Annotated in this window: 16 protein-coding genes; 11 read left to right on the top strand and 5 right to left on the bottom strand. The window is 65.7% G+C overall.

The window, feature by feature from the left end:
• Positions 1 to 6: 6 nt before the first annotated feature.
• From BM193_RS13830 to BM193_RS13790, 9 genes are all read left to right on the top strand, one after another.
• Positions 7 to 621 carry a GNAT family N-acetyltransferase gene (locus BM193_RS13830; protein WP_092796635.1) on the top strand — a complete coding sequence of 205 codons (615 nt, stop codon included), beginning with the start codon at positions 7 to 9 and terminating at the stop codon, positions 619 to 621.
• Between the two features lie 64 nt (positions 622 to 685).
• A complete protein-coding gene (locus tag BM193_RS13825) occupies positions 686 to 2,353 on the top strand; it encodes an amidohydrolase (protein WP_092797180.1) in 1,668 nt (555 codons plus the stop codon).
• A gap of 137 nt (positions 2,354 to 2,490) precedes the next feature.
• A complete protein-coding gene (hutU, locus tag BM193_RS13820; protein WP_092796633.1) occupies positions 2,491 to 4,194 on the top strand; it encodes a urocanate hydratase in 1,704 nt (567 codons plus the stop codon).
• A gap of 19 nt (positions 4,195 to 4,213) precedes the next feature.
• A complete protein-coding gene (gene hutH, locus BM193_RS13815; protein WP_092796630.1) occupies positions 4,214 to 5,773 on the top strand; it encodes a histidine ammonia-lyase in 1,560 nt (519 codons plus the stop codon).
• A 20-nt stretch (positions 5,774 to 5,793) separates the two neighbouring features.
• Positions 5,794 to 6,582 carry an N-formylglutamate deformylase gene (gene hutG, locus BM193_RS13810; protein WP_092796628.1) on the top strand — a complete coding sequence of 263 codons (789 nt, stop codon included), beginning with the start codon at positions 5,794 to 5,796 and terminating at the stop codon, positions 6,580 to 6,582.
• Entirely contained in the window at positions 6,567 to 7,955 is a 1,389-nt protein-coding gene (locus tag BM193_RS13805; protein WP_092796626.1) for a formimidoylglutamate deiminase, read from the top strand. The genes hutG and BM193_RS13805 overlap by 16 nt, the downstream gene beginning before the upstream one ends.
• On the top strand, positions 7,955 to 8,530 hold the full coding sequence (locus tag BM193_RS13800) for a HutD/Ves family protein (RefSeq protein ID WP_092796624.1): 576 nt from the start codon (positions 7,955 to 7,957) through the stop codon (positions 8,528 to 8,530). The genes BM193_RS13805 and BM193_RS13800 overlap by 1 nt, the downstream gene beginning before the upstream one ends.
• A 12-nt stretch (positions 8,531 to 8,542) precedes the next feature.
• Complete coding sequence (gene hutI, locus BM193_RS13795) at positions 8,543 to 9,769, top strand: imidazolonepropionase (protein ID WP_092796622.1); 1,227 nt, start codon at positions 8,543 to 8,545, stop codon at positions 9,767 to 9,769.
• A 21-nt stretch (positions 9,770 to 9,790) separates the two neighbouring features.
• On the top strand, positions 9,791 to 11,287 hold the full coding sequence (locus BM193_RS13790; RefSeq protein ID WP_254786122.1) for an ABC transporter permease/substrate-binding protein: 1,497 nt from the start codon (positions 9,791 to 9,793) through the stop codon (positions 11,285 to 11,287).
• An 11-nt stretch (positions 11,288 to 11,298) separates the two neighbouring features.
• Here the strand turns inward: BM193_RS13790 and BM193_RS13785 are convergent, their stop codons facing one another.
• Entirely contained in the window at positions 11,299 to 11,478 is a 180-nt protein-coding gene (locus BM193_RS13785; protein ID WP_092796620.1) for a hypothetical protein, read from the bottom strand.
• Positions 11,479 to 11,692: 214 nt separating this feature from the next.
• Here BM193_RS13785 and BM193_RS28775 point away from each other — a divergent pair, with 214 nt between their 5' ends.
• Positions 11,693 to 11,830, top strand: a complete 138-nt coding sequence (locus BM193_RS28775; protein WP_175533277.1) for a hypothetical protein — start codon at positions 11,693 to 11,695, stop codon at positions 11,828 to 11,830.
• A gap of 197 nt (positions 11,831 to 12,027) precedes the next feature.
• Here BM193_RS28775 and BM193_RS13780 read toward each other — a convergent pair whose 3' ends face one another.
• From BM193_RS13780 to BM193_RS13765, 4 genes are all read right to left on the bottom strand, one after another.
• The gene (locus BM193_RS13780; RefSeq protein ID WP_092796618.1) at positions 12,028 to 12,534 is read right to left on the bottom strand and encodes a GNAT family N-acetyltransferase; all 507 of its coding nucleotides are present in this window, start codon (positions 12,532 to 12,534) and stop codon (positions 12,028 to 12,030) included.
• Complete coding sequence (locus tag BM193_RS13775) at positions 12,531 to 13,475, bottom strand: DMT family transporter (protein WP_092796616.1); 945 nt, start codon at positions 13,473 to 13,475, stop codon at positions 12,531 to 12,533. The genes BM193_RS13780 and BM193_RS13775 overlap by 4 nt, the downstream gene beginning before the upstream one ends.
• Positions 13,476 to 13,796: 321 nt before the next feature.
• Positions 13,797 to 14,246 carry an outer membrane lipoprotein gene (locus BM193_RS13770; protein ID WP_092796614.1) on the bottom strand — a complete coding sequence of 150 codons (450 nt, stop codon included), beginning with the start codon at positions 14,244 to 14,246 and terminating at the stop codon, positions 13,797 to 13,799.
• A 145-nt stretch (positions 14,247 to 14,391) separates the two neighbouring features.
• Positions 14,392 to 14,820, bottom strand: a complete 429-nt coding sequence (locus BM193_RS13765; RefSeq protein WP_092796612.1) for an Mpo1 family 2-hydroxy fatty acid dioxygenase — start codon at positions 14,818 to 14,820, stop codon at positions 14,392 to 14,394.
• A 114-nt stretch (positions 14,821 to 14,934) separates the two neighbouring features.
• On the opposite strand from BM193_RS13765, the gene BM193_RS13760 reads away from it, so the two are divergent.
• Positions 14,935 to 15,468, top strand: coding sequence for a DNA-deoxyinosine glycosylase (locus BM193_RS13760; RefSeq protein WP_254786121.1), 534 nt, complete (start codon positions 14,935 to 14,937; stop codon positions 15,466 to 15,468).
• Positions 15,469 to 15,510: the final 42 nt, after the last annotated feature.

Raw genomic sequence — 15,510 nt, 5'->3', positions numbered from 1 at the left:
AATCCCATGTCCAGCCCATCGCATACCGAAGTTTCCAATACCGCCCGCAGCCTGGCCGCCGCCCTGATCGGCGATCCGTTCTACCGCGCCGTCACGGTGGCCTGCGGCGACGACGAAGCGGCGCGGCTGGCCATGCTGGAAGCGTACTTCGCGCTGGCGCTGGCCGAAGGCTGGCAAGCGGGCCGCGTCGACCTGGCCGATGCGGCCGGCAATGGCGCCGCCATCTGGACGACGGATACGCCGGCGGCCCGGCGCCAGGCCGCCTACGCGCAGCGCGAGGATGCCTTGCGCGTGCTGCTGGGAGAGCAGGGCTTTGCCCATTTCACGGCCATCGTCGCAAACATGGAGCATGCGCTGGCATCGCACGACTTGAGCGCGGCCTGGTATCTGTCGATCGCCGGCATCGCCCCGGACGCGCAGGGGCGGGGACTGGGCGCGTCCGTGCTGGCGCCAGGCCTGGCGGCCGTCGATGCGGCGGGCGCCGCCTGCTTCCTGGAGACCTACAACGAACGCAGCCTGCCGTTTTATGCCCGCCTGGGCTTCGTCTCGGTGGGGCGCTACGCGGAAGCCGTCACGGGCTGCGATTACTGGCTGATGCTGCGGCAACCCACTGCTGCCTGATTGACCATTTTGCCAATTTCTATACACTCGTCTTTTTGCCAACGACTAAGACCTGGAGATGGAAATGCCGACCCTGCGCCGCACCCTGCTCGTTCTCGCCTGCCTGGGCACTTTCGCCCACGCGCACGCCGATACCGTCATCGGCAATGCCAACGGCTACACGCTCGACGCCAACGGCAAGGTGCTGCGCTTTACGGCGCTGGCCTTTGACGACGCGGGCAAGCTGCTCGCCATCGGCAGCGCTGCCGATGTAAAACGCCAGGCGGCCAAGGGCGCCACCTATATCGACGTACAGGGCAAGACGGTGCTGCCTGGCCTGATCGACGCGCACGGCCACGTCTTCGGCCTGGGGACGATCGCCAGCGGCGTGATGCTGTACGGTTCATCGTCGCTGCCGGCCGCCGTGCAGGCCGTGGGCGACTTCGCCCGCGCGCATCCCGAGCGCGGCTGGATCATCGGCAGCGGCTGGAACCAGGAAATCTGGAAGCTGGGGCGCTTTCCCACGGCGGCGGAACTCGATGCGGTGGAAAGCGCGCGGCCCGTCTGGCTGCGCCGGGTCGATGGCCACGCGGGCTGGGCCAACAGCCGCGCGCTGGCGCTGGCCGGCATCACGCGCGTCACGCCGGATCCGGCCGGCGGCAAGATCGAGCGCGACGCGGATGGCAACGCCACCGGTGTGCTGGTCGATAATGCCATGGACTTGATGGCCGCCGTGCTGCCCAAGCCGGGCGACGTGGAAAACCGCGCCGCCCTCGATGGCGCGCTGGCGCAGCTGTCGCAGGCGGGCCTGACCAGCGTGCACGACGCGGGCATCGGCCAGATGCAGGACCAGCTGTTCCGCGACTATGCGGACCACGGCAAGCTGACGGTGCGCGTCTACGGCATGATTGCCGACACGACGGAAGACTTCGACGCATTGTCAAAAAGCGGCCCATTAAAAAGCTATGCGCGCGACATGTACGCCTTGCGCGCCGTGAAACTGCTGTCCGACGGCGCCCTGGGCAGCCGCGGCGCGGCCCTGCTGGCGCCGTACAGCGACGATCCGACCACCAGCGGCCTGCTGTTCTTCAAAGATGATGCCATGCGCGCGAAGATGGAAAAAGCCATGCGCGCCGGCTACCAGGTGAACGTGCACGCCATCGGCGACGCCGGCAACCATCAAATCCTCGACGGCTACCAGGCCTTGATCGCGCAATACCATGGCATGGGCCTGCGCCACCGCATGGAGCACGCGCAGGTGGTGCAATTGTCCGACATCCCCCGTTTCAAAAGCCTGGGCATCGTGCCGTCGATGCAGCCCACGCACGCCACGTCCGACCAGAACATGGCGGAGCAGCGCGTGGGCCATGAACGCATCAAGGGCGCGTATGCGTGGCGCACCTTCCTCCAGCAGGGCTCGCGCATCGCCTGCGGCTCCGACTTCCCCATCGAGTCGCCGAACCCGTTCGAGGGCATCCATGCGGCCGTCACGCGGCAAAACAGCGCGGGATTCCCGGCCGGCGGCTGGTATCCGCAGCAAGCGATGACGGTGACGCAAGCGCTGCGCTGCTTCACCCTGGACGCGGCTTGGGCGGCGCACCAGGAGAAGGTCATCGGCACACTGGAAGCGGGCAAATGGGCGGATTTCATCGTCGTCGACCAGGACCTGTTCAAGATCGACCCCCAGGCCATCGGCAAGACGCAGGTGCTGCAGACGTGGGTGGCGGGCCAGCGCGTGTTCGAGAAAAAATAGAATGGTGTAGAGGGCTGGGGTCAGACCCGGCGGGTCTGACCCCAAAGAAAACCTGTTGACTTGGTTGTATAGACAACCTATGCTGGACGTACCAGAGCGGACCACGCATGTCCGCTCGCCCCCTACGAGGAGACAGCATGAACAGCACAATGGACACCGATCCACGCTTTGATGCCAGCCGTACCATCCGCGCCCCGCGCGGCACGGTCATGGCTTGCAAGAGTTGGCAGGCCGAGGCGGCCTACCGCATGTTGCAAAACAACCTGGACCCGGACGTGGCCGAAAATCCGCAGCACCTGGTCGTGTATGGCGGCATCGGCCGCGCCGCCCGCAACTGGGCCTGCTTCGACCAGATCCTCGCCTCGCTGCGCGAGCTGGAAGACGACCAGACCCTCTTGATTCAATCCGGCAAGCCGGTGGGCGTGTTCCAGACCCACGCGGACGCGCCGCGCGTGCTGATCGCCAATTCCAACCTGGTGCCGAAATGGGCCAACTGGGAACACTTCAACGAACTCGATCGCCAGGGCCTGTTCATGTATGGCCAGATGACGGCCGGCAGCTGGATCTACATCGGCACGCAGGGCATCGTGCAGGGCACGTATGAAACCTTCGCCGAGGCGGGGCGCCAGCATTTCGGCGGCGACTGGGGCGGACGCTGGATCCTGACGGCGGGCCTGGGCGGCATGGGCGGCGCGCAGCCGCTGGCCGCCACCATGGCGGGCGCCGTGTCGCTCAACATCGAATGCCAGCAAAGCAGCATCGATTTCCGCCTGCGCACGCGCTACCTGGACAAGCAGGCGGCCAGCCTGGACGAAGCCCTGGAACTGGTCAAGTACCACACCGAGCGCAAGGAAGCCATTTCCATTGGCCTCCTGGGCAACGCGGCCGAAGTGCTGCCGGAACTGGTGCGCCGCGCGAAGGCGGGCGGCCTGGTGCCCGACCTGGTGACGGACCAGACGTCCGCGCATGACCTGGTCAACGGCTATCTGCCGCGCGGCTGGAGCGTGTCGGACTGGAAGGCGGCGCAGCAGGACCCGCAGCGCCACGCGCGCCTGACGGTGGCCGCCGCCGATTCCTGCGCCGCCCAGGTGCAAGCCATGCTCGATTTCCACGCAATGGGCGTGCGCACTGTCGATTACGGCAACAACATCCGCCAGGTGGCGTTCGACCAGGGCGTGCAGAACGCCTTCGACTTCCCCGGCTTCGTGCCCGCGTATATCCGCCCGCAATTTTGCGAAGGACGGGGGCCGTTCCGCTGGGTGGCCCTGTCGGGAGACCCGGAAGACATCTATAAAACGGATGCGAAGATCAAGCAGCTGTTCCCGCACCACAAGCAGGTACACCACTGGCTGGACATGGCGCGCGAGCGCATCGCCTTCCAGGGCTTGCCGGCGCGCATCTGCTGGCTGGGCCTGGGCGAGCGCCACATCGCCGGCCTGGCCTTCAACGAGATGGTGCGCACGGGCGAACTGAAGGCGCCCATCGTCATCGGCCGCGACCACCTGGACACGGGTTCCGTCGCCAGCCCGAACCGCGAGACGGAAAGCATGAAGGATGGCACGGACGCCGTTTCCGACTGGCCGCTGCTCAACGCCATGCTCAACACGGCCGGCGGCGCCACCTGGGTCTCGCTGCACCATGGCGGCGGCGTGGGAATGGGGTATTCTCAGCATGCGGGCATGGTCATCGTGGCCGACGGCACAGAAGCGGCGGCGAAACGCCTGGCCCGCGTGCTGGTCAACGACAGCGGCTCGGGCGTGATGCGCCATGCCGATGCCGGCTACGAAACGGCGGCCGCCTGCGCCAAGCGCAACGGCCTGATTCTTCCCATGATTCCTTGAGACCTCAATCCGAATGACTATGACACAGCATGCCAAAAGTTGGACCCTGAAACCGGGCGCGATGACCTTGGGCGACCTGCGCGCCGTGTGGGCCGCGCCCGCGAAACTGATCCTCGCCGCCGAGGCCTATCCCGTCATCGAGGCGTCGGCCGCCGCCGTGCAGGCCATCGTCGCCAAGGGCGATGCGGCCTACGGCATCAACACGGGTTTCGGCCTGCTTGCCAAGACGCGCATCCCCGATGCAAAGCTGGAGCAATTGCAGCGCAACCTGATCCTGTCGCACTCGGTCGGCACGGGAGAACTGCTGTCGGACGCCGTCGTGCGCCTGATCATGCTGATGAAGATCGGCAGCCTGGCGCGCGGCTTTTCCGGCGTGCGCCCGCTGATCGTCGATACCCTGATCGCTCTGTACAACGCGGGCATCATGCCGGCCATTCCCGCCAAGGGCTCCGTCGGCGCCTCGGGCGACCTGGCGCCCCTGTCGCACATGACCCTGGCCATGCTGGGCGTGGGCGACGTGCGCGTCAACGGCGAATTGATGCCGGCGCCCGAGGCGCTGGCACAGGCAGGCATCGCGCCCGTCGTGCTGGCGGCAAAAGAGGGCCTGGCGCTGATCAACGGCACGCAGGTGTCGAACGCGCTGGCGCTGCATGGTCTGTTCATGGCCGAACGCCTGCTGGAAGCGGCCATGGTCACGGGCGCGCTGTCGCTGGACGCGGCCAAGGGCAGTGATGCGCCGTTCGACGCGCGCGTGCATGCAGTGCGGGGCCAGCCGGGGCAGATCCTGGCCGCGCAGATGTACCGCCAGCTGGTGGCCAACAGCGCCATCCGCGCCTCGCACCTGGAAGGCGACGAGCGCGTGCAGGACCCGTACAGCCTGCGCTGCCAGCCGCAAGTCATGGGCGCCTGCCTGGATTTGCTGGGCAATGCGGGCCGCACCCTGCTGATCGAAGCCAATGCCGTCACCGACAATCCGTTGATCTTCCAGGATGGCAAATCCGGGCAGGCGGAAATCGTCTCGGGTGGCAATTTCCATGCCGAGCCGGTCGCCTTTGCCGCCGACACCCTGGCGCTGGCGATCGCCGAAATCGGCGCGCTGGCCGAGCGCCGCATCGCGCTGCTGATCGACGCCACCTTGTCCGGCCTGCCGCCGTTCCTGGTGCGCGACCCGGGCGTCAATTCCGGCTTCATGATCGCCCACGTGACGGCCGCCGCGCTGGCGTCGGAAAACAAGTCGCTGGCGCATCCGGCCAGCGTCGACAGCCTGCCCACGTCCGCCAATCAGGAGGATCACGTGAGCATGGCCACGTTCGCCGGGCGCCGCCTGGACGACATGGCGCACAACACGGCCGTCATCGTCGGCATCGAGCTGCTGGCCGCCGCGCAGGGCATCGATTTCCACCGTCCGCTGAAAACCTCGCCGCACCTGGAGCATGTGCACCACCAGCTGCGCCAGAAAGTGCCGTTCTTCGATGCCGACCGTTTTTTTGCCCCCGACATCGAGGCGGCCAAGCAGATGGTGCTGTACGGTGAGTTGAGCAGCACCTGCAAGAATTTGTTCGCCCCGCTATACGCCTGAGCGCGCGCAAGGAGACAAGCATGGATTTCCGCTTCAACGAAGGCAGCATCCCGCTGCTCGTGTCGATGCCCCACGTGGGCACCGACATTCCCGACGATATCGCCGCGCGCATGACGCCGCAGGCCTTGATCAAGGCCGACACGGACTGGCATCTGCGCGAGCTGCATGGCTTTTTGCAGGAGATGGATGCGTCCGTGCTGTCGGCGCGCTGGTCGCGCTACACCATCGACTTGAACCGTCCGCGGGAAGACACGAATCTGTATCCGGGCCAGGATACGACGGGCCTGCTGCCCAGCGATACCTTCCACCGCGAGCCGCTGTACCTGGCCGGCCGCGAACCCGATGCGGCCGACGTGCAGCAGCGCCTGCAGCGCTACTGGGCGCCGTATCATGCGCAGCTGCGCGCCGAGCTGGACCGGCTGCTGCGCGTGCATGGCGCCGTGGTGCTGTGGGATGCCCATTCCATCGCCTCGCATGTGCCGCGCTTCTTTGACGGCAAGCTGCCCGACCTGAATTTCGGCACGGCCGATGGCGCCAGCTGCGATGCGGGCCTGACGTCCGCCGTGGTGGACATCGCGCGCGCGCAGGATGCCTTTACCGTGGCCTTGAATGGCCGCTTCAAGGGCGGGCATATCACGCGCCATTACGGCCAGCCGGACAAGCGCGTGCATGCGATCCAGCTGGAGATGTGCCAGTGCCTGTACATGGACGAGGCGGCGCCGTTCGGCTACCGGCCCGACCTGGCGGCCAAGGTGCAGCCGCTGCTGCGCCAGATGATGGCAGCGGCCGTGGCATGGGTGGCGCATTGAGTACCTGTCTGTTCGCGCGTCACGCGCTGCTGCCACAAGGCTGGCGCCGCGACGTGCTGCTGGAATGGGATGCGGACGGCGACTTGACCCACGTCGAGGAGGGCGCCACGCCGCCGCCCGGCGCGGAAGTGGCCGAGTATGTCTTGCCCGGCATGGTTAACCTGCATTCGCATGCCTTCCAGCGGGCGCTGGGCGGCATGACGGAAGTCGCGGGTGACGAGGTCAGTCATGTCGCGGACAGCTTCTGGACCTGGCGCGAGCTGATGTACCGCTTCGCGCGCCACATCACGCCGGCGCAGCTGGAAAGCATCGCCGCGCAGCTGTTTGCCGAATGCCTGCGCCATGGCTACACGGCCGTGTGCGAATTCCATTACCTGCAGCGCGATGCGGCCGGCGCGCTGTATGCGCGTCCTGCGGAAACGGCGGAACGGGTGCTGGCCGCGGCCCGCACCAGCGGCATCGGCATGACCATGCTGCCCGTGCTGTACAGCCATGCGGGGTTCGGCGCACAGCCCCTCAAACCCGAGCAGGCACGCTTCCGCACCGACGCGCAGGAGGTGCTGCGCATCATCGAGGCGCTGGCGCCGCAGCGCGGCGGGCAGGTGGAGGTGGGTTTCGCGCCGCATTCGCTGCGCGCCGCCGGCGTGGCGCAGATCCGTGAAGTGGCGGACGCGCTGCCGCAGGGCCGTCCCATCCACATCCATATCGCCGAGCAGCAGGGCGAGGTGCGCCAGTGCCTGGACTACAGCGGCCGGCGCCCGGTGCAGTATCTGTACGATCACGTCGATGCCGATGCGCGCTGGTGCCTGGTGCACGCCACGCATGTGCAGCCCGACGAGGTGGCGCGGATGGCCGCCAGCGGCGCCGTGGCGGGCCTGTGCCCGACGACGGAGGCGAACCTGGGCGACGGCCTGTTCCCGCTGGCCGAATTCATCGCCGCTGGCGGGCGCTTCGGCGTCGGCAGCGACAGCCACGTGTCACAGTCGCCCGTCGAGGAATTGCGCTGGCTCGAATACGGCCAGCGCTTGCAGCGCCAGCAGCGCAATGTGGCCGCCACACCCGGCGAACGCCGCGTGGGCGACTACCTGTGGCAAGCCGCCTTGCGGGGCGGGGCGCAGGCGGCCGGACGCAAGCTCGGTGCCTTGGCGCCGGGTTGCCGCGCCGACCTGCTGGTGCTCGATGACGCGCATGTGAACCTGTGCGGCGTGGCCATCGACGATGTGCTGGGCAGCGTGCTGTTCTGCGGTAACGATAACCTGGTGCGCGACGTGCTGTGCGGTGGCCAGTGGCAGGTACGCGGCGGGCGCCACGTGGCGCAGGACGCCATCGCCACCGCCTACAAGCGCACCCTGGCCCAGCTGCGGGCGCTCTGATGGCCAGCTTCCTTGCGCACGAATGCCTGCGCGCCGCACCGTGGAAGAATGGCGGAGGCAGCACGACGGAAATCGCCATTTCGCCGCCCGATGCGGGCTTTGATGATTTCGACTGGCGCATCAGCCTGGCGACCATCATGGCCGACGGGCCGTTTTCCAGCTTTCCCGGCATCGACCGCAGCCTGATGCTGGTCGAAGGCGACAGCGTGCAGCTGACGCTGGACGGCGCGCGCAAGGTGCTCTTGAACGCGGCGCAGCCGATGCTGTGGTTTCCCGGCGAGGCCCTCGTGCATGCGCAAGTCAAGGGCGCGACGACGGATTTCAACGTGATGACGCGGCGCGACCGCTGCCGCCACCAGCTGGAAAAGATCATGGCGCCTGGCCGGCTGGTGCGGCGCAGCGCGACGACCTTGCTGTTCGTCGTCGGCGATGGCGCCGTGCTGGCGCGCGGTGGCGGGCAGCAGTTCGCGCTGGCCCGCCATGACGCGCTGCTGCTCGATGCCGACGATGCGCCGGAGTGGCAACTGGACGCCTTGCAGCGCTCGGCCGTGCTGCGCGTCGACCTGTTCACCTGAGAAGGAAATAGCATGCAAGACTGGGATATGGTCATCCACAACGTCCACCTGGCCACGATGGTGAACGGCTACGGCGAGCTGCTCGACGCCGCCATCGCCGTCAAGGATGGCCGCATCGCCTGGTTCGGCCCCGGCGACGAGCTGCCGGCCAGCGGTGCGGTACTGCACGATGGGCAAGGCTGCTGGCTGACGCCAGGCCTGATCGACTGCCACACGCACATCGTCCATGCGGGCAACCGCAGCGATGAATTCGAGGCGCGCCTGAATGGCGCCAGCTATGAAGACATCAGCCGCGCCGGCGGCGGCATCATGTCCACCGTGCGCGCCACGCGCGCGGCCAGCGACGATGAATTGCTGCGGCAAAGCCTGCCCCGCGTGCTGGCGCTGCTGGCCGAGGGCGTCACCACGCTGGAGATCAAGTCCGGCTATGGCCTCGACGCGGACAGCGAAGCGAAGATGCTGCGCGTGGCGCGCAGCATCGGGGAACGGCTGCCCGTGTCCGTGCGCACCACCTTCCTGGGCGCGCACGCGCTGCCGCCCGAATTTACGGGCCAGGCCGATGCGTATATCGACCTGCTGTGCGCGCAGATGCTGCCCGCGCTGGCTGGCGACGGCCTGGTCGACGCCGTCGACGCGTTTTGCGAGCGCATCGGCTTCACGCCGGCGCAAACGCAGCGGGTGTTTGACGCGGCACAGGCGCTGGGCCTGCCCGTGAAACTGCATGCGGAGCAGTTGTCGGACCTGGGCGGCGCGGCGCTGGTGGCCCGCTACGGCGGCTTGTCGGCCGACCACCTGGAATTTTTGTCGCCGGACGGCATCGCCGCCATGGCAAGACACGGCACGGTGGCCGTGCTGCTGCCGGGCGCGTATTATTTTCTGCGCGAGACGCAGCCACCGCCGGTGGCGGCGCTGCGCGCGGCCGGCGTGCCGATGGCCGTGTCCACCGACTGCAATCCGGGCACCTCGCCGATGACGTCCTTGCTGCTGGCGATGAACATGGCCTGCACCCTGTGGCGCCTCACGCCGCAGGAAGCGCTGGCCGGTGTCACGTGCCACGCGGCGCGCGCGCTGGGCTTGCAGCATGAAACGGGCAGCCTGGCCCTGGGCAAGCGCGCCGATTTCGCCCTGTGGCGCATCGCGCGCCCGGCCGACCTGGCGTATGCGCTGGGCCTGAATCCGTGCGCGGGCGTGGTGCATGGCGGTGTCTGGCGCACGCCGGTGGTAAGCTTGCCGGACTGATCATCCGCCCTGGAGCGCCGCGTGCGTGTTGTTGACTGTCTGTTTTACCTGCTGTTGTCGCTCCTCTTCGCCGCCGCGCCCGCGCACGCTCTGGACGGCGGCACCCTGAAGGTGGGTTCGAAGCGCTTCACGGAGTCCTACATCCTCGGCGAGATCGTCCGCCAGAGCGCCGCGCCGCACGTCAGGGCGGAGCACCGCCAGGGACTGGGCAACACGGCCATCGTGCTGGCCGCGCTGCAGGCGGGCAGCATCGACGTGTATGCCGAATACATGGGCACCATCGCCAGCGAAATCCTCAAGCACGACAAGCCGATTGATCTGGAACAGATGCGCCGCGAACTGGCGCCGCTGGGCCTGGGCGTGGCCGTGCCGCTGGGCTTTAACAATACCTATGCGCTGGCCATGCGCGGCGATGAACAGGGCATTGCCAGCCTGGACCAGCTGGCGCGGCATCCCGCGTTGAGATTCGGCCTGTCACATGAATTCATCGGCAGGATCGACGGCTGGCCGGGCCTGGCCGCGCGCTATGGCTTGCCGCAGCGTCCGCGCGGACTCGATCACGGCATCGCCTATGAGGCGCTGGCGCAGCGCCAGGTGGACGTGATCGACATCTATTCGACGGATGCGAAGATCCGCCAATATGGCTTGCGCGTGCTGGCCGACACGCAGCAGTATTTTCCCCGCTACGACGCCATGCTGCTGTACCGGCTCGACCTGCCGCCGCGTTTTCCCGCCGCCTGGCAAGCGTTGCAAGCGCTGCAGGGGCGCATCAGCGAGGGCGACATGATCGCCATGAATGCGGCCGTGGAAATCGATGGCAAGCGGTTTGCGGACGTGGCGCGGCAGTGGCTGGCCTCGGGGACGCAGGCGACCAAACCGGCGGCGCGCAGCAATCTGCTGGAGAAAATCATCGGCGACGATCTGTGGACCTTGACGCGCCAGCACCTGACCCTGGTGCTGCTGTCGGTGGCATTGGCTTGCCTGATCGGCGTTCCGCTGGGCGTGCTGGCGGCGTTTTCGGCGCCGCTGCGGCAAACGGTGCTGGCGTTCGTCGGCGTGCTGCAGACGGTGCCGTCGCTGGCCCTGCTGGCGATCCTGATTCCCGTGCTGGGCATGATCGGCATGGTGCCGGCGCTGGTGGCGCTATTCGTGTATGCGCTGCTGCCCATCGTGCGCAATACGTGCACGGGCATCCTGCAGGTGCCGGACGGCTTGCGCATGGCGGCGCTGGCACTGGGCTTGAGCCGGCGCGACCGCCTGCTGCATGTGGATTTGCCGCTGGCGCTGCCCGTGATGCTGGCGGGCATTAAAACGGCGGCCGTGATGAGCGTGGGCACGGCCACCATCGCCGCCTTTATCGGCGCCGGCGGGTACGGCGAACGCATCACCATCGGCCTGGCGCTGAATGACAACGACATGCTGCTTGCCGGCGCCATTCCCGCAGCCGTGCTGGCCTTGCTGACGCAAGGCTTGTTCGAGCTGGTGGAGCGCTGGGCCGTTGCCGGCCGGCAGCGCTGACGTCTGCACGGCTACAGCGAATGCAGTTTCGAGCGCACCGAGACGACCGCCTGGTGCAGGATGCGTTCGGCCTGGAAGTCGTTCTCGCGCTGTTCGGCGATGGCTTGCAAGTCGCGCGTGTAGCGTTCCAGTCGGGAACGCAGGTAGGCGCGGTACAGTTTCATGACGAGCGGTTTGGCAGAGACATTCATGATGAGGCTCCAGTGCGTAGCGATTCGTTCATTTTGTGTGAGCGGAATGCCGCCATTTTGCGTCGCATCAAACGCGATCGGGCCGCCAAGTGGGCACGTTTGATCTTCCGCAATGCCCCACGAGCCGAAGATGCCACACTGAATCTTTCCTGCTTGGCCAAGTGAAGAGACAGCCGCAGGCCCAGATACCCTGAATAAACCCAAGGAGCGTCGCATGGTCATTTTTGCCGTGGTTGCTGGCTGCATCGCCTGCCTGACAGTGTACCAAATCCATAGAAAATCGCAGGGCGGCAGTGGGGTTGCGCCACAACATATCGGCTTGCATGGCACATTGATTGAGCCACGGAAATAAACTGTGGCAAATGATGCACATTCGTCTGTCAGATTTAAGGGAAATGTAAGGCCCGGTAAGCAAATGTAAAGGTCAGCGCAGTGACAAGTCGTAGCGTTTATATTGATAACCGTTGATTGCATTCTCCCCCTCCCACTTGACAATGGGTTCACCCCGCGGTGCCGCTAGCCCGCGGGGATTTTTTTTGGGCAATCGGTTTATGCGGGTGTCGGTGTTCCCGCCGACAATTGCGTCAAGGCATCACCAGTGACCCGGCAGATGCGCCAGTCCGGCATCACGTCCGCGCCCATGCCCTGGTAGAAGTTGATCGCGTTCTCATTCCAATCCAGCACCGACCATTCGAAGCGGCCGCAATCGCGTGCGACGGCCAGTTGCGCCAGCGCCACGAGCATCTGCTTGCCATAGCCCTTGCCACGCGCCGATTGCTTCACATACAGGTCTTCCAGGTACAGACCTTTGCGGCACAGGAAGGTGGAAAAGTTGTGGAAGAACAGGGCGAAGGTGACGACCACGCCGTCTTCCTCGCCCACCAGCGCTTCGCACACGGGCTGCTGGCCGAACAGGCTGTCGTGCAGCATGGGCTGCGTGGCGCTAATCATGTGTTCGAGTTTTTCAAAGACGGCCAGTTCGTGGATCATGCCGAAGATGGCGGCCACGTCGGAGGCGGTCGCGGGCCGGATGGCGAGGGAGGGTGACGTATTCATGTTGCCTTGGTTGGTTGATTACTGGAAAGGGAAGCGATGGCGCTGGTCTTGCGCGCGCCCGACGTCAGGGCCCAGGCCACGCTGGACAGGCATAGCGCCATGCCCAGCCACTCGATGGGGGCGGGCCGGTAGTGTTCGAACTGCACCGACAGCAGCACGGAAATGACGGGCGTCACGACGCCGATATACACGGTCTTTTGCGTGCCGATGCGCGCGATTAAAGTGAAATACGCGCTGAAGGCGATCACCGAGCCGAAAATGGCCAGGTACAGCAATCCCATCCAGTAGCTGGGGCGCGTGGGCACTTGCCAGGACTGGCCAGTGGCGATGGCCCATGCGGCCACCATCAGGGTGCCCCACAGCATGGTCCAGGCCATGGTCAGCATCACGTTGCCGGACTGCTCGCGCACTTTCATGACGAGCGCGTTTCCCACCGTGCTCGACATGGTGGCCACCAGGGCCAGCATGAATCCCAGCAAGAAATGTCCATTGCCGCCGCCCAGAATATCCTGCAGCGCCGCGCCGATGGACTGGTAAAACAGCAGCACGATGCCGCAGATGGCCACCAGGGCGGCGCAGCAGGTGCTCCAGGTGATGGGCGTGCCGAAAGCGATACGGTTGAGCAATGGCGTCCAGAACACCATCAGCGCGAATAGCACGCTGACCAGGGCCGAGACCAGGTATTGCTCCGAACTATACGTACACACATAGCTGAGGGCGAACGAGGCCAGGCCCTGCAGCAGCATCCATCGTTGTGCGCGCCAGGGCAGGCGCAGGGTATCGCCGCGCAGCGCGCACCAGGCAAACAGGGTGGCGGAGGCGAGGCCGAAACGGTAGACCACGGAAACGGCGGGCGCGACATCGCCCAGTTGCAAGGTGATGGCCCAGAAGGTGGAGCCCCAGATCAGGCAGGCAATGATGAACAGGAGGGGAGAGGACATCGCGCAAGTATACGGGCATAGCGCGTCCCGGTCGAGCTTGTCAACGAGGGCCGGAAGATGCACACAGGCATTGAGCCAACGCAGTGCTTCTGGAGAATGTTGAATTTATGAAAATATTTACTTTATGATCAAGTAACTGTTTTCCGAAATGCATGTCGAATTGCACCGTCAAAGGAGCGTGCCATGTCCGCCTCACTGCAGCTCAAAGTATGCAGCGTGATTGCGTATGTCATCGTCACCGCCGTGATTGCCATCTGGCTGCACCCTCCCGCCTGGCTCGCTGCCGGCGCATTCGGCTGAGCGCATGCGCCGGCAAGGCGATCAGTGTGTGACGCGGGTCTTGCGGCCATCCGACAGCAGGCGCACGCGCTCGCCCGGACGGAACAGTTCATCGGCATCTTGCACGATGGCGCGCATGTCGCCATTGTCCAGGCGCACGGTGATTTCCAGGCCGCGCTTGTTGGCGGCATTCGCTTCGATGCTCTGGCCGGCCATGCCGCCGGCGACCGCGCCGAGGATGCTGGCCGCGATGGCGCCCTTGCCGCCGCCGACGGCCGAACCGGCCACGCCGCCCAAGGCGGCGCCCGCCAGTACGCCCGTGCCCGTCTCGCCCTTGTCGATGGTCACTTCGCGCACGGATTCAACGGTACCCATGCGTACCGATTGTTCATTTTGCGCCTGGCGCGCATTGTAGACATTCGCCGAGTTCGGTTGTACGGCGCAGCCGGCCAAGGTGGCCAGCAATGCCACTGCAATTATTGGTGCTTTCATGTGGAACTCCCTTGGACAAAAATTGGTGTACCGGTTACGTCGACCGGCCATAAAAAAAGTTATTACTTATCATAAGGACACTTGCTTGAGATACCTAGTTGCGAATAGTAAAAATCTGTTACGGGTGCTCGTGACCGCCAGTATTTCAATACGCCAGCCGCAGCCGGCGGTACAGGAAACCCAGCACGAATAACGGCCCCACCAGCAGAAAGCGCAGGTCATCGAGGAACGATGGTTTCCTGCCTTCGATCTGGTGGCCGATGAACTGGCCTATCCATGCCAGCACGAAGACGGCCAGCGACACGGGCAAGATGGTCAGCGCCGGCATGGCCTGCAGCAGGCCAAGCATGACGGCCAACATCACCAGCATGCCCATGGCAAACGGACGCGACAGCCTGTAATAGTAGTATAGGGCAACAATACTGCCGAGCAGCGCCACGCTGGCGTGCAGGCTCCACAGCAGCCCCAGCAGGCTGAAAACGATCAGCGGCACACAGACGATGTGCACCCATTCATTGACGTGGTTGCGGTGGCTTTCGCCATACTGGGCCAGCAGGGTATCGATGGTGCGCATGGGGCCGTCTCTTGTCGGAATGGTTATCCGGCAATTCTACACCGGCGGCCTGTCGCCAGTTTGCCGCCGTGGCACGGGTAAAATGGCTTGTTTAGACACCGCAGGACATCCGCCTTGAGCTCTTCCCTTTCTACGCCAGCGCCGCTGGCTGACACGCGCAAGCGCTGCTTCGATCCCGTCGTCGATGCGCAGACGCGCCTGCTGATACTGGGCAGCCTGCCCGGCGAAAAGTCGCTGGCGCACAGCCAGTACTATGCGCATCCGCAAAACAAGTTCTGGCGGCTGCTGGGCGAAATCCTGGGCGTGGAATTGACGGGCCTGCCGTACGACGCGCGCCTGGCCAGCGTGCTGGCGCATGGCGTGGGCCTGTGGGACGTGGTGGCGCAGGCGCACCGCGCAGGCAGTCTCGACAGCAATATCCGCAACCGCGACGACAACGACCTGCCCGGCTTGCTGGCACGTTTTCCCGCCATCCGCGCCATCGCCTTCAATGGCGGCACGGCCGCCAAGGTGGGCATCAAGGTGCTGGGCGAGCAGGTGTCGCGCTACCAGATCATTAACCTGCCATCGAGCAGCCCAGCCTATACCCGGCCGTATGTCGACAAGCTCGCGCAGTGGGGCGTCCTGCGCCAGGCGCTTGCCCGATAGCGCTCGCCATCGCCCGCATTGCGCTGCCTGGCGCCAGCCCAC

The organism is Janthinobacterium sp. 344 (assembly GCF_900112025.1).
In the GTDB taxonomy this organism is placed as follows: domain Bacteria; phylum Pseudomonadota; class Gammaproteobacteria; order Burkholderiales; family Burkholderiaceae_D; genus Janthinobacterium.
This window is presented reverse-complemented; position numbering and strand designations above follow the sequence as displayed.

Bases quoted from the DNA above. Each gene is read 5' to 3' on its own strand.
- BM193_RS13805 (WP_092796626.1), top strand. From the start codon at position 6,567: ATGGGTGGCGCATTGAGTACCTGTCTGTTCGCGCGTCACGCGCTGCTG.
- hutU (WP_092796633.1), top strand. From the start codon at position 2,491: ATGAACAGCACAATGGACACCGATCCACGCTTTGATGCCAGCCGTACC.
- BM193_RS13775 (WP_092796616.1), bottom strand. From the start codon at position 13,475: ATGTCCTCTCCCCTCCTGTTCATCATTGCCTGCCTGATCTGGGGCTCC.
- BM193_RS13800 (WP_092796624.1), top strand. From the start codon at position 7,955: ATGGCCAGCTTCCTTGCGCACGAATGCCTGCGCGCCGCACCGTGGAAG.
- BM193_RS13780 (WP_092796618.1), bottom strand. From the start codon at position 12,534: ATGAATACGTCACCCTCCCTCGCCATCCGGCCCGCGACCGCCTCCGAC.
- BM193_RS28775 (WP_175533277.1), top strand. From the start codon at position 11,693: ATGGTCATTTTTGCCGTGGTTGCTGGCTGCATCGCCTGCCTGACAGTG.
- BM193_RS13830 (WP_092796635.1), top strand. From the start codon at position 7: ATGTCCAGCCCATCGCATACCGAAGTTTCCAATACCGCCCGCAGCCTG.
- hutH (WP_092796630.1), top strand. From the start codon at position 4,214: ATGACACAGCATGCCAAAAGTTGGACCCTGAAACCGGGCGCGATGACC.
- hutG (WP_092796628.1), top strand. From the start codon at position 5,794: ATGGATTTCCGCTTCAACGAAGGCAGCATCCCGCTGCTCGTGTCGATG.
- BM193_RS13825 (WP_092797180.1), top strand. From the start codon at position 686: ATGCCGACCCTGCGCCGCACCCTGCTCGTTCTCGCCTGCCTGGGCACT.
- hutI (WP_092796622.1), top strand. From the start codon at position 8,543: ATGCAAGACTGGGATATGGTCATCCACAACGTCCACCTGGCCACGATG.
- BM193_RS13785 (WP_092796620.1), bottom strand. From the start codon at position 11,478: ATGAATGTCTCTGCCAAACCGCTCGTCATGAAACTGTACCGCGCCTAC.
- BM193_RS13765 (WP_092796612.1), bottom strand. From the start codon at position 14,820: ATGCGCACCATCGATACCCTGCTGGCCCAGTATGGCGAAAGCCACCGC.
- BM193_RS13770 (WP_092796614.1), bottom strand. From the start codon at position 14,246: ATGAAAGCACCAATAATTGCAGTGGCATTGCTGGCCACCTTGGCCGGC.